Source organism: Micromonospora sediminimaris (genome assembly GCF_016863575.1).
Classification (GTDB): domain Bacteria; phylum Actinomycetota; class Actinomycetes; order Mycobacteriales; family Micromonosporaceae; genus Micromonospora; species Micromonospora sediminimaris.
Map to the genome: position 1 here is coordinate 134,436 of NZ_BOPD01000011.1, position 12,208 is coordinate 146,643.

A 12,208-nucleotide genomic window follows, 5' to 3' on the forward strand; every position below is an offset into this window, starting at 1 on the left:
GTTGGGCTCGACGTCAACGTTGCATTGACAGCGCCTCGGCGAGGCGGCCGGCGATGGCATGTACCGGGGTGGGCAGTCCGGGGTCGGCGGCCGGCAGGTCGGCACGGATCCGGGCGGCCAGGTCGTACAGGGCACCCGGCTCGGCCTCCAGAGCGAGCACGGTGGTGCGGCGGGTCAGCGCGGCCCGGGGAAAGCGGCTGTCCCAGCGACGGTCGGCGTCGATCCAGCGCCGCAGGTCGGTGAGGAGGCCGCGCAGCGCTGCCACCTCGGCCGGCCAGCGCCTGTCGGAGTCGGTCCGGCGGGCCGTGCGCGCGGCGGCCAGGCGCTGGCGGCGCTGTTCGGCGGCCTGGCGACTGCCCAGCCCGAGGGCTTCGGCCACCTGGTTCCAGGTGGCGCCGGCCTGCCGGGCCCGATCGATGAGATCGAGTTCGGTGTCGTCGAGCCGGTCCCGGGCGGACGGGATGTCGGCGAGTTGATCGAGCGGGTCGAGCACCCGTCAACGCTACATTGACACCTCGGCCCGGCCTGGCTCGCTCAAGCGGCGGCGGACTGGCGGCGGGAGTGGTCCGTCGACCAGGTCGGCCGGGCGGTCGAGTCCGCCCAGGTGTCGTCCCGGCTGGCAGCAGGAGCTGTCGTCTCGTCGGCCGTACCGCCCTGGGCGAGGTTGAGCGCCCGCTGGGCCTGCTGCCACGGTTCGCACGGCCAGTTCTGACCGGCGCACAGCAGGTGGGTGCAGCCACCGTCCTCGCCCGGCGCGTGCGCGTCGGCGACGTCCAGGGCGAGCCGCCACAACAACGGGTCGGTGACCCCGGCGGGCCGGTCGGTTGTGTGGTGGTGCCGGTCGATGGCGTTCTCGGACACGCGTGATCCCCCTCGTTGTCGAGCCTCACGCTCTTGATCTCCAGTCTGCACGCAGGTCAAACACGAGTTCCGGGACCGTCGGGCGGGGTGGGCGCGGTCACCGGGGGCGGGGCCGCCGATGATTGACAGATCCCTATCTGCGGGCGAAGGATGTCGGCATCTCGATCACTCCTACGACCCGGATGCGCGACGCTGCGTAATCGGCGATGCGGGCAGCGTCGACCGCCGAGCGCGTCGCCGTGACTGTCCCGCAGGCTGGGGCGGCCCGGCCGGTCCGCGCTGAACCCGCTGCCTCCGTGCCGCGCGCCGAGAAGAGGGGCGACCGCCTCATGTCCAAGGTCCGTACGGGCTTGCGCTGGCGACCCCAGCTGCCCGCCGCCACCGCACTGGCTGCCTTCGCGGCCGTGCTGCTGTTGGTCAATCCCGCTGCGGCGATCGTGCCGCAGGCCGCCGCGCCGGTGACCGCGCCCGCCGACCTCGGCCGGCTCGCCGACGAGCGGGCCAGCGTGGTCGAGGTGATCCTGGCCGACGACGCCGAACTGGACGCCCTGGTGGCCACCGGCGTCGACCTCGACCATCACATCACCCACACCGGCGACGGCATCGTCGTGCACGCCGTGGTGACCGGCAACGAGGTCGCCACGCTGACCCGGGCCGGCTACACCTTCGGCAAGGTGCTGCACACCCCGGAGGACGCGGCGCAGCGGCTGGCCGAGCGGGAGGCCACCATCGCCGCCCACCTGGCCGAGAACCGGGAGTACGCGGCAGCGGCCGACTTCTCGGCCCGGTCCACGGTCTCCGACGTCAAAATCATCCGGGCGGACTACTACACCTCCGGCGACACGCAGGTGCTCTCGGTCGAGGCGAAGTGGGCGCAGGGGCAGACCGACGCCAGCCCGTTGACCGTCGAGCGGGACAGCGGGCCGGGCACCGAGATCGGCTCCGGCGGCACCCAGACCATCTCCCGGTTCGTCGACGCCGGTGTCTACCTCTACCACCGGGGCGCGGCGCAGGTGACCAGTCGCCCGGCGTACGTGCGGATCACCAGTCCGAGCGGTGACATGGCGGTGGCCAAGGTCAACGAGTGGCTGCCCATTCCGCCGAAGGACCCCGAGGGGCCGGGCTACATGAAGGACTTCGTGGCCAGCTACCTGACCCCCACCGAGCTGTACGACCGGATCAAGGCCCTGTCCGCGCAGTACCCGAAGATCTCGGAGATCGTCGAGTTGCCGTACCGGACCAACGGCTACCGGCGTAAGGCGCAGGCCGTGCTCGGCACCGCCAACGACAGCCGGGTCGCGGTCGACTCGCTGGCCTGGGGCCACCAGGGCGGCAACGACATCTCCGTCGAGTTCGCCGATCCCGGCGTCGCCGACGCACCCTTGGCGGTGACCGTCACCGGCACCCAGGTCAGCGTCGACCTCGCCACCGACGGCAGCGGCACCGTCACCAGCACCGCCGAGCAGGTCGTCGCCGCGCTCAACGCGCAGGCGGGGACGCTGCTGACCGCGTACACCTATCGGGGCAGCCCGGGCACCGGCGTGGTCGCGCCGGTCGCGCGCACCGCGCTCTCCGACGGCCTCGCCGCGCCGGCGTCGGTCTCCCGCGACCCGCACCCGGTGTACGCCATCCGCATCGGCAAGCACCGCGACGGCTCCCGGCTCGGGGTGCTCGCGTACGCCCAGGAGCACGCCCGGGAGTGGGTGCCGCCGCTGGTCACCATCGAGACCGCCGAGCGGCTGCTGCGCAACTACGCGCACGACCGCAAGACCCGCGACCTGGTGGACAACCTCGACATCTGGATCGCTCCGTCGATCAACCCGGACGGCGGGCACTACTCGTTCTACGACTTCAACTCCCAGCGCAAGAACATGACAAACCACTGCGCCCCGGAGGCGCCGGCGGACTTCCTCGGCCGCAACTCGTGGGGCGTGGACAACAACCGCAACTACACCGAGTACAGCCTCTTCGACGGCTATGCGGGCGCGTCGACCAGTTGCACCAGCGGCACGTACGCCGGGCCGAGCGAGCTGTCGGAGCCGGAGAACCGCAACGTCGACTGGCTGGCCGCCCGACCGAACATCAAGTTCTCGATGAACCTGCACTCGTCGGGTAACTACTTCATGTGGTCGCCCGGCTCCTACGCCGTCCCCGGCCGGATCTCGGCGCCGCGACCGACGCTGGCCGAGGAGTCGCTGTTCTGGGGGGCGTCGTCGCGCATCCTGACCGCCATCAAGCGGCACCGCAACCTGGCGGTCACCCCGGCCCGGACCGGCCCCATCGCCGACGTGCTGTACTCGGCGGCCGGCAACTCCGGTGACATGCTCTGGTACAAGTACGGCATCTACGCCTGGAACTTCGAGGTCGGCACCTCGTTCCAGCCGGCCTGGCAGGAGGCGCACGCCGAGACGATGGAGTTCGCCAACGGCCTGACCGAGATGCTGCGGGTGGCCCGGGACTTCGACACGGACCGGAAGCGGCCGAGAAGCTCCCTGTCGGTGACTGCGAGCGCCACCCCGGGCATGGTGGACGTCACCTTCTCCACGAGCGAACCGGCGGCGGTGTTCTACACGCTGGACCGGAGCCGACCCACCTACGACTCCACGCTCTACGGCTCGGCCGGCATCCGCGAGGGCGGTGAGACGCTGACCATCCCCGTCGGTACGACAGTGCACTGGTTCTCCGTCGACGCGGCCGGAAACGTCGAGCGCAACTACAAGCCCGACGGTCGGGGCAACAACCACAACAAGCAGAAGGTCAAGGCGCCGAAGCGCTGACCGGACGCCTCGGCGAGCCGTGGGTGCCGCGGAGATCTGCCGGCACCCACGGCTTGACCTTGACAGAGTGACAAGGTCTTCACTGTGTCGAGGAGGTGATCCGGATGAGCAGGCCCCAGGAGGCCACGGACACGGTGCGGATTCTGCGCGGACTGTCGAGCGACAGCTCGTCGGTGCGGCTGCGGGCGGCGATGGCGGCCGGCACGGCCCCCGACCCCGGCTTCGTCGACACGCTCGTGGAGCGCTGCGCGGTCGAGCCCGAGTTCTCCGTACGCGAGATGCTCACCTGGGCCCTCATCCGGCACCCGGCCGAACTGACCGTGCCCCGCCTCGTCGCGGAACTTCGCTCGGAAACCGCCCAGGCCCGCAGCCAGGCGCTGCACACGCTGTCCAAGATCGGGGACCGGCGGGCGTGGCCGGCGATCACCCGGGCGTTGCTGACCGACGCCGACGACGAGGTGGCCCGCAGCGCCTGGCGGGCGGCGGTGGTGCTGGTACCTCAAGGTGACGAGCCAGCCCTGGCCGAGGTGCTGGCGACCCAGCTCGGGCGCGGCGGGCGGGAGACGCAGTTGAGCCTCAGCCGGGCGCTGATCGCGCTCGGTGAGGTGATCACTCCGATCCTGCGGGCCGGGGCGCGCGATGCCGACCCAGGGGTACGTCAGCACGCGATCGCCACGGAACGTCTGCTCGACGACCCGGACGCCGGCTTCGCATTCGCGATCGAGGAGGCGAAGCGCGTGGTGGCCCTCGGCGAGAACGACCGGAAGCGGTGACCGGCGGTGTTGATCGGTGAGGTGGCGCGACGGTCCGGCGTCAGCGCCCGCATGCTCCGGCATTACGAATCGCTCGGTCTGGTGGAGCCGACGGGCCGCAGCGGAGCCGGCTACCGGGAGTACTCCAGCGACGACATCCGCCGGATCTTCCACATCGAGAGCCTGCGGTCGTTGGGGCTGTCGCTGCGGGAGGTCCGGCGGGCGCTTGACGACCCCGGCTTCACCCCGGCGCAGCTCGTCGAGGATCTGATCCAGCAGACCCGAGAGCGGATCGCGGCGCAGACGGAGCTGCTCACCCGCCTGCGTCGGATCGGGGCCGCGCAACCCGCCGACTGGGCGGACGTGCTCCAGGTCGTCGCCCTGCTCCAGGCCCTCGGCTCGGAGAACGCCGGGCGACGCCAACGCGCGGCCCTGTCCTCGACCGGCGAGGCGGCGGTGCCGGTGGAGGCACTGGTCGAGGCGGTACTGAGCGAGTCGGACCCGAACGTCGCCGGTGCCCTTCGCTGGGCGCTGGCGCAGTCGGCCGACGGCGCCGCCGCGCTGCTGGCAGCGGGACTCGACGAACCCGACCCAGAGGTACGCAAACGCGCCGTCAAGTCCCTCGCCGAGATCCCGGACGACGACGCGACCGCGCTGCTGCGGGACGCCCTCGCCAACCCCGACCCCGTCGTCCGCAGGTATGCGGCACTCGCGCTCGGGGCACGTGGCGTGGCCGAGGCGATCCCGACCCTGATCGAGATGGTCGTCGAGGAGACGAACGAGGCCGACGCAGCCGACGCACTGACTGCGCTGGCCGGTGAGCCCGCGCTCGCGGAACAGATCGCCGGCCACCTGGTCGCGCGCCTCGGCAGCGACGGCGTCGCTTCACCCGTACGCAGTCGGCTGACCCAGGCGCTCGCCGACATCCCCGGTGCCACGGCCGCGCATGCCCTCGCCGAGCTGTCCCAGGACGCGGACCGCACGGTCGCGCTCACCGCCACGTACGTGCTCACGCTGCGCGACGGGCGATAGCGGCGGGAGCGTCGCCCGGCGCGATCCGTTCGTGCGGTCAGCTCGACAGGTCAGGTGCCGGCGTCGACCCGGGCGGCGGGAACGGGGGCGGGCTCGACGGTCGCTTCCTGGAGCGCGCTGGGCACGGCGTCGAGCAGCGCCCAGTCCCGGCTGATGTCGGCGGCGGTGCAGAGCAGGCGCGGCAAGTGCTCCTCGGTGAGGGTGCGCACCGACGTCTCGGCCGCGTGGACGGTGACGTTGATGGCGGCCACCACCCGCCCCCGGCCGTCGCGGACGCCGGTGGCGACCGACCGGATGCCCGGGGCGAGATCCTCGTCGGCGAGGGCCCAGCCCCGGGCCCGCACCTCGCGCAGCGACGCGTCGAGGGCGGCCCGGTCGGGCTGCCAGCGGGGCGTGATGCCGGACCGGCCGGGCACGGCGAGCACCCGGTCGAGAGTCTCCTCGTCCAGGGCGGCGAGCAGCACCTTGCCCATCGAGGTGGCGGGGGCGGGGAAGCGGGTGCCGATGCTCACCCCCAGTGTGATGATCTTCGGTACGGCGACCCGAGTGACGTAGACGATGTCACTGCCGTCGAGCTGGGCCATCGACGTCGACTCGTTGGTCTGGGCGACGAGCCGCTGCATGTGCGGCCGGGCGACCTCCCACACGCCCAGGGCGTTGATGTACGTCATGCCGAGTTCGAGCACCCGGGGGGTGAGGGCGAAGCCACGTTCGGCGGAGCGTACGTAGCCGAGGTCCTCGAGGGTGAGCAGGATCCGGCGGACGGTCGGCCGGGCCAGCCCGGTCGCACCGGCGATCTCGCTGAGCGTCATCACCGGTCGACCGGGCTGGAAGCAGCGCAGGACGTCGAGGCCACGAGCGAGGGCTTCGATGAAGTCGGGTCGGGCGTCGCGTGCCATCACTGCCTGCCTTCCGAGGGTCACCTGCCGGTCAATGCTTCCACTGCGCCGAGCCGGCGTCCCACTCGGTGTAGGTGTACGGGTTCTCCTGGATCTTCGTCTCCGGGATGTCGGGGTTCATGCCCTTGGCCCACGCCTCGGCGCCCATCTCGCCGACCAGGTGGTCGATGGTCTGTTCGACGTGCCGGCGGGCCTTGGCCAGGTCCACCCCGAGCAGCTGGTGGTCGTGCTTGACCAGTCGACCGTTGACCACCACGCTGTGCACGTCGCCGCGCTGCGCCTGGAACGCGACATGGCCGTACGGGTTGAGGATCGGGAACATCACCGGCGAGCGGTCGTTCTTGATCAGTACGAGGTCGGCCTTCCTGCCCGTCGCCACGCTGCCCACCACGTCGTCCAGGCCGAGCGCGCGGCTGCCGCCCCGGGTGGCCCAGTCGACGACCTGCTCGGCGCGCAGCCGGCAGTGGGTGACGGTGTCGGCCCGGGCGTGGGCCTCCAGGTGCTCACGCGAGCGGTCGGCGCCGAGCGTGGTCCGCATCGCGGAGAACAGGTCGCCGCTCCACCAGACGCTGGTGTCCATCGACAGCGACACCGGGATGTCGTGGTGGCACAGCGCCCAGGTGGGCGGGTAGCCCTGCCCCGCGCTCTGCTCACTCTCCGTCGACACCGACACCGAGCCGCCGGTCGCGGCGATGCGATGGTACGAGTCGTTGGTGAGCGTGGCGGCGTGCACGTACACCGTGGACGGGGTCATGAAGCCGTTCTCGTGCATCAGCCGGATACCGTCGTCGTTCGTCGCGCCCCACACCCCGGCGTGCGTGGTGACCGGCAGGTCCAGTTCCCGGGCCACCTCGAACGCGGCCCGCTCGGGGAAGGCTGGGTCGCCGGTGACGTCGAAGGCCAGTTGCAGGCCGAGCATGTCGTCGCGGCTGTGGAAACGACGCTCGACGAAGTCGCGGAACTGTGGGCTTGTCGACCACTCCCACGGCCCCTGCTGGATGTTGCCGTACGCGAGGACGAAGCGGCCGGGCACCTCCCGCAGGGCGTCGACGGCGGCGTCGGCGTGGTCGGTGCTCTGCAGGCCGTGTGACCAGTCGACGGTGGTGGTGACACCGGCGTCGATGGCCTCGATGGCGGCGAGCAGGTTGCCGGCGTAGATGTCCTCGGGGCGGAACAGCTTGCCGGACTCCAGGTAGTACCAGACGAAGTACTGGGTCAGTGTCCAGTCGGCACCGTAGCCGCGCATCGCGGTCTGCCACATGTGCCGGTGGGTGTCGATCATTCCGGGCATGAGGATGCCACCGGACGCGTCGATCTCGATGGCGCCGTCGGGGACGGCCAGCCCGACGCCGATCTCGGCGATCCGCTCGCCGACGACCAGGACGTCGGTGCCGGGCAGGACGCGGTGTGTGTCGTCCATGGTCAGGACGAGGCCGTTGCGGAACAGCAGGGGACGGTCGGGACTCGGGCCTGATACAGGTGCGCTCATGGCGGTCAACTCCCAGCGGTGGTCAATCCGGCCCACGTCTGCGGACATCTGTCCGTACTGCGGGCGGACCTACGTTGGGCGCAAGTGTGGGTGCCCCTTCCCGGAGGTGTCAACGGTTGACATGGCGCACATCCGCTCGAATACTCGGCAGTCACGGACAGATGTCCGCCTAGCGGTCGGGAGTGGGATGTCGATGGCAGCCGAGCACGGACGCGAACCGGAACCGACGGCGAGCGGTGGTCCACTACGGGGCCTGCTGGTCGCCGACTTCTCCCGGATCCTGGCCGGGCCGTACGCCACCATGCTGCTGGCCGACATGGGCGCCGAGGTGGTCAAGGTGGAGAGCCCCGGCGGCGACGACACCCGCACCTGGATGCCGCCGGTACGCGACGGCGTCTCCACCTACTACCTGGGGATCAACCGCAACAAGCGCTCCATCGCCCTGGACCTGCGCGACCCCGACGATCTGGCGGTGGCCCAAGCCCTCGCCGACCGCGCCGACGTGCTGATCGAGAACTTCAAGCCGGGCGGGCTGCGCCGCTTCGGCCTCGACTACGACACGGTCGCCGCCGCCAACCCGCGCATCGTCTACGCCTCCATCAGCGGTTTCGGCACCGGCCCTGGTGCCGCCCTGCCCGGCTACGACCTGATGGTGCAGGCGATCTCCGGCCTGATGAGCCTCACCGGTGACCCGGACGGCTCGCCGTACCGGGCCGGCATCTCCGTGTTCGACGTGATGACCGGCATGCACGCCACCATCGGCATCCTCGCCGCCCTGCACCACCGGGGTGTGGACGGCGACGGCCAGCACGTCGAGGTCAACCTGCTCTCCTCGGCGCTGTCCGGCCTGGTCAACCACTCCAGCGCCTACGTCGCCGGAGACACCGTGCCCTACCGGATGGGCAACGCCCACCCGAGCCTGTTCCCGTACGAGCCACTGCCCACCGCCGACGGTGAACTGGTCGTCATCGCCGGCAACGACGGCCAGTTCGCCAAGCTCTGCGAGGTGCTCGGCGTACCGGAACTGGTCGACGACCCACGCTTCGGCCGCAACCAGGACCGCACCACCAACCGCGAGGAACTGCGCCCACTGCTGCTGGAGCGGCTGCGTACCCGCAGCAAGGACGAGTGGTTCCGCGACCTGATCGCCGCGGGCGTGCCGTGCGCGCCGATCAACACCATCGACGGCGGCGTGGCGCTCGCCGACGAACTCGACCTCCACCCCGTCGTCGAGGTCGGCGCGGGCGACCGGGCGGTACCCAGCGTCCGGCACCCGATCACCTTCTCCGCCACCCCGGCCCGCTACGACCTGCCACCGCCCGGTCTCGACGAGCACGGCACCGAGATCCGCACGTGGCTCACCGAGAGGCAGGACCAGCCGTGACCAGCTTCCCGACGTCCATCGGCACCTCCGACGCCAGCACCATCCGGCTGCTCGGCCAGGATCTCGCCGCCGACCTGATGGGCCACGTCGGCTTCGGTGAACTCGCCTTCTGGCTGGTCGCGCAGCGCCGCCCCACCCCGTCGGAGGTACGCGTCTTCGAGGCGGTGCTGGTCGCGCTCGCCGACCACGGGTTCACCCCGACCGCCATCGCCGCCCGACTGACCTACCTCAGCGCCCCCGAGTCACTCCAGGGAGCCCTCGCCGCCGGACTGCTCGGCGGCGGCTCCCGCTTCCTCGGCGTCACCGAGGACTGTGGCCGGTTCCTCGCCGACACGCTCGCCGCCGTCGACGGCCCCCTGCCCACCGACGACGCCGGCTTCGACGACCTGGCCCGCGACGCCGTCAGCGTCGCCCGGTCCGCCCGGCGGCTGGTCCCGGGACTCGGTCACCCCGTGCACAAGACCGAGGACCCGCGTACGCCGGTCCTGATCCGCATCGCCGAAGAGGAGAAGCTGCGCGGTCCGCACCTGCGGCTGTTCGAGGCGATCGGCCGGGTCCACCCGGAGGTGCTGGGTCGTACCCTGCCGCTCAACGGTGCCGGGGTCTGTGGCGCGGCCCTGGCCGACCTGGGCCTGCCGGTCGACCTGCTGCGCGGTTTCGCGCTGCTGGCCCGCGCCGCCGGCCTGCTCGGGCACCTCGCCGAGGAACGCCGCACCCCGATCGGTATGGACGTCTACCTGACCGTCGACCGCAACGCCACCTACACCACGCCCGACCCGTCCTGAGAGGAGCCGTCCATGGCCACACTGGCCGCGGTCATTGCCTCCACCCACCACCCCTTCTACTACCGGGCCAGCACCGCCCAGGGTGAGGACCGGCCACCCTTCGCCGACGAATGGGTACGCAAGATCACCGCATTCCGGGAGACGCTCACCCGGGCCCGGCCGGACGTGCTGGTGATGGTCGGCTCCGACCACTTCCACCAGCTGTGGCTGGACAACATGCCGCAGTTCCTCATCGGCAAGGCGCCGTTCTACGACGCCAACTGGTACAACGAGGAACGCGAGTTCGGCCTGCCCCGGATGGTGCTGCGTGGCCAGGAGGACCTGTCGGCGTACCTGCTGCGTGAGGGCCTCGACGCCGGCTTCGACCTGGCGTACAGCAACGAGCTGCGCATCGACCACAGCATCACCTGCCCGATCATCACCCTGCGGCCCGAGGCCGACCTGCCGATCGTGCCGGTCTACACCAACATCTTCGCCCCGCCGTTGCCGCAGCCGAAACGCTTCGTGCAACTGGGCCGGACCATCCGCGAACTTGTCGAGTCCTGGCCCGGTGACCAGCGGGTCGCCGTCGTCGGCACCGGACACCTGTCGCTGGAACTGGGCGGGCCACGGCAGTTCGGCCCGCACGGCCCCGACCCGGAGTTCGACCGCCGGGCGGTGGAGTGGATTGCCAGCGGCGACCTGGAGGGCTGCCTGTCCGAGGTGACCCTGGACAGCCTGCACGCCCCCGGCAACGCCACCCACGGTTTCATGGACTTCATGCTGATGATGGGCGTCGCCGGTGAGGGCGCGAAGGCCGACTACGTCGACACGCTCGACCTGTTCCACACCATGGAGGCGTACTTCACCTGGTATCCGGACGGGGTGCCGGCGGGCGGCGACCAGGGGACGGTGACGTCGTGAGCAGGTACCTGCTGAACAAGTTCCTCTACACCGTCGACCGCGACCCGGACCTGGTCGAGCGCTACCGGGACGACCCGCGCGGCACGGTCACCTGGTGGGAGGCCGAACGCGCCAACCAGATCCTCAACTGTCACGTCCCCGAGGCGAGCACCTGGTTACGCTTCGACGAGATCGAACGGGAGGCGCTGGCCACCCACGACTACGTCAAGCTGTTCGAGTTGGGTGCCCACCCGTTTCTCACCCTGACCCTGTTCATCGCCATGTTCGAACGCGACGACCCCGAACCGTTGGGGTTCCAGAAGGAGTACGCCCGCCGGCTGGCGCACTTCTCACTGCCGTACCCGGACATCGCCACCTGATGGACGCCGCCGTCATCACCGCCTGCGGCCGCCCGCCCGCCGTCGCACGTCGCGAACCACCGCGACCCGGCGACGGGCAGGTGCGGGTCCGGGTGGCCGCCGCCCCGATCACCCCGCTGGACGTCCTCTGCGCCACCGGCACCTCGTACTTCGGCCCGCCCGCCACCCCGTACGTGCCCGGTGTCCAGGGCGTCGGTCACCTCGACAACGGCACGCCCGTGTGGTTTGCCACGGCGGCCGGCATGCGTCCCGGCGACGGCAGCATGGCCGAACACTGCGTCGTGCCGTACGCCGACGTGGTCGCCCTGCCTGACGGCGTCGACACCATCGTGGCGGCCCTCGGGCTCTCCGCGGTGGCCGCCCTGATGGCACTGACCTGGCGTGGCGAGCTGAGCCCGGGGGAGCAGGTGGTGATCCTCGGCGCCGGCGGCGTCGTCGGTCAGGCCGCCGTGCAACTGGCCCGGCTGCACGGCGCCCGGCGGGTCGTGGCCGCCGCCCGGTCGGCCGCCGCCCGGGAACGGGCCCGGCTGCTGGGCGCCGACGCCGTGGTGACCCTCGGCGACACCGACGACGTGGACACCCTCGCCGGCCGGCTTGTCGACGCCTGCGACGGGCCGGCCGACGTCGTGCTCGACCCGCTGTTCGGGGTGCCGGCCGCCGCGGCGCTGCGCACCCTCGCCCCGCACGGCCGGCTGGTCAACCTCGGCAGCTCGGCCGGCGACCAGGCGCCGTTCGACTCCGCGACGCTACGCAGCCGCTCCCTGCGCATCCTCGGCTACACCAACAACGAACTGGACCCAGCGCAACGGGCGCAGGCGATCCGGGAGATCGCCGACCACGTCGCCGCCGGTCGACTCGCCGCGACCCACGAGACCGTGCCACTGGCCGAGGTTGCCGACGCGTGGACCCGGCAGGCCGACGGTCGGGCAGCCGGCCGGATCGTGCTGACCATGCCGAGGCGCTGAGC

The 12,208-nt window shown here is 71.4% G+C and carries 12 protein-coding genes; 8 read left to right on the forward strand and 4 right to left on the reverse strand.

Annotated features, from left to right (window positions below; genetic code table 11):
- Nucleotides 1–13: 13 nt before the first annotated feature.
- Complete coding sequence (locus Vse01_RS09935) at nt 14–493, reverse strand: hypothetical protein (protein WP_093405784.1); 480 nt, start codon at nt 491–493, stop codon at nt 14–16.
- A gap of 41 nt (nt 494–534) precedes the next feature.
- Nucleotides 535–861 carry a hypothetical protein gene (locus Vse01_RS09940; RefSeq protein ID WP_198413178.1) on the reverse strand — a complete coding sequence of 109 codons (327 nt, stop codon included), beginning with the start codon at nt 859–861 and terminating at the stop codon, nt 535–537.
- Between the two features lie 329 nt (nt 862–1,190).
- Here Vse01_RS09940 and Vse01_RS09945 point away from each other — a divergent pair, with 329 nt between their 5' ends.
- The 3 genes from Vse01_RS09945 to Vse01_RS09955 all read left to right on the forward strand — a co-directional run bounded on the left by Vse01_RS09945 (nt 1,191) and on the right by Vse01_RS09955 (nt 5,422).
- Entirely contained in the window at nt 1,191–3,638 is a 2,448-nt protein-coding gene (locus Vse01_RS09945) for a M14 family metallopeptidase (RefSeq protein WP_093406133.1), read from the forward strand.
- 104 nt (nt 3,639–3,742) lie between these two features.
- Nucleotides 3,743–4,411 (forward strand): HEAT repeat domain-containing protein, encoded by a 669-nt coding sequence (locus tag Vse01_RS09950; protein ID WP_093406131.1) that lies wholly within the window; start codon nt 3,743–3,745, stop codon nt 4,409–4,411.
- Nucleotides 4,412–4,417: 6 nt separating this feature from the next.
- Nucleotides 4,418–5,422 carry a HEAT repeat domain-containing protein gene (locus Vse01_RS09955; protein WP_093405781.1) on the forward strand — a complete coding sequence of 335 codons (1,005 nt, stop codon included), beginning with the start codon at nt 4,418–4,420 and terminating at the stop codon, nt 5,420–5,422.
- A gap of 50 nt (nt 5,423–5,472) precedes the next feature.
- Here Vse01_RS09955 and Vse01_RS09960 read toward each other — a convergent pair whose 3' ends face one another.
- Nucleotides 5,473–6,321 carry an IclR family transcriptional regulator domain-containing protein gene (locus Vse01_RS09960; RefSeq protein WP_093405778.1) on the reverse strand — a complete coding sequence of 283 codons (849 nt, stop codon included), beginning with the start codon at nt 6,319–6,321 and terminating at the stop codon, nt 5,473–5,475.
- 31 nt (nt 6,322–6,352) lie between these two features.
- Complete coding sequence (locus Vse01_RS09965; RefSeq protein WP_093406128.1) at nt 6,353–7,810, reverse strand: amidohydrolase family protein; 1,458 nt, start codon at nt 7,808–7,810, stop codon at nt 6,353–6,355.
- A 193-nt stretch (nt 7,811–8,003) separates the two neighbouring features.
- On the opposite strand from Vse01_RS09965, the gene Vse01_RS09970 reads away from it, so the two are divergent.
- The 5 genes from Vse01_RS09970 to Vse01_RS09990 are packed head-to-tail and all read left to right on the forward strand — an operon-like array spanning nt 8,004 to nt 12,206.
- Nucleotides 8,004–9,194, forward strand: coding sequence for a CaiB/BaiF CoA transferase family protein (locus tag Vse01_RS09970; RefSeq protein WP_093406126.1), 1,191 nt, complete (start codon nt 8,004–8,006; stop codon nt 9,192–9,194).
- The gene (locus tag Vse01_RS09975; RefSeq protein WP_093405776.1) at nt 9,191–9,979 is read left to right on the forward strand and encodes a citryl-CoA lyase; all 789 of its coding nucleotides are present in this window, start codon (nt 9,191–9,193) and stop codon (nt 9,977–9,979) included. The genes Vse01_RS09970 and Vse01_RS09975 overlap by 4 nt, the downstream gene beginning before the upstream one ends.
- A gap of 12 nt (nt 9,980–9,991) precedes the next feature.
- A complete protein-coding gene (locus tag Vse01_RS09980) occupies nt 9,992–10,882 on the forward strand; it encodes a DODA-type extradiol aromatic ring-opening family dioxygenase (RefSeq protein WP_093405773.1) in 891 nt (296 codons plus the stop codon).
- Entirely contained in the window at nt 10,879–11,241 is a 363-nt protein-coding gene (locus Vse01_RS09985; RefSeq protein ID WP_093405771.1) for a hypothetical protein, read from the forward strand. Before Vse01_RS09980 ends, Vse01_RS09985 begins: the two co-directional genes overlap by 4 nt.
- Nucleotides 11,241–12,206, forward strand: a complete 966-nt coding sequence (locus tag Vse01_RS09990; protein ID WP_093405768.1) for a quinone oxidoreductase family protein — start codon at nt 11,241–11,243, stop codon at nt 12,204–12,206. Before Vse01_RS09985 ends, Vse01_RS09990 begins: the two co-directional genes overlap by 1 nt.
- The last annotated feature ends 2 nt before the right edge of the window (nt 12,207–12,208 follow it).

Excerpts from the sequence above, each read along its gene's own strand:
- Vse01_RS09945 (WP_093406133.1), top strand. The coding sequence starts at position 1,191 with ATGTCCAAGGTCCGTACGGGCTTGCGCTGGCGACCCCAGCTGCCCGCC.
- Vse01_RS09950 (WP_093406131.1), top strand. The coding sequence starts at position 3,743 with ATGAGCAGGCCCCAGGAGGCCACGGACACGGTGCGGATTCTGCGCGGA.
- Vse01_RS09960 (WP_093405778.1), bottom strand. The coding sequence starts at position 6,321 with ATGGCACGCGACGCCCGACCCGACTTCATCGAAGCCCTCGCTCGTGGC.
- Vse01_RS09965 (WP_093406128.1), bottom strand. The coding sequence starts at position 7,810 with ATGAGCGCACCTGTATCAGGCCCGAGTCCCGACCGTCCCCTGCTGTTC.
- Vse01_RS09970 (WP_093406126.1), top strand. The coding sequence starts at position 8,004 with ATGGCAGCCGAGCACGGACGCGAACCGGAACCGACGGCGAGCGGTGGT.
- Vse01_RS09980 (WP_093405773.1), top strand. The coding sequence starts at position 9,992 with ATGGCCACACTGGCCGCGGTCATTGCCTCCACCCACCACCCCTTCTAC.
- Vse01_RS09990 (WP_093405768.1), top strand. The coding sequence starts at position 11,241 with ATGGACGCCGCCGTCATCACCGCCTGCGGCCGCCCGCCCGCCGTCGCA.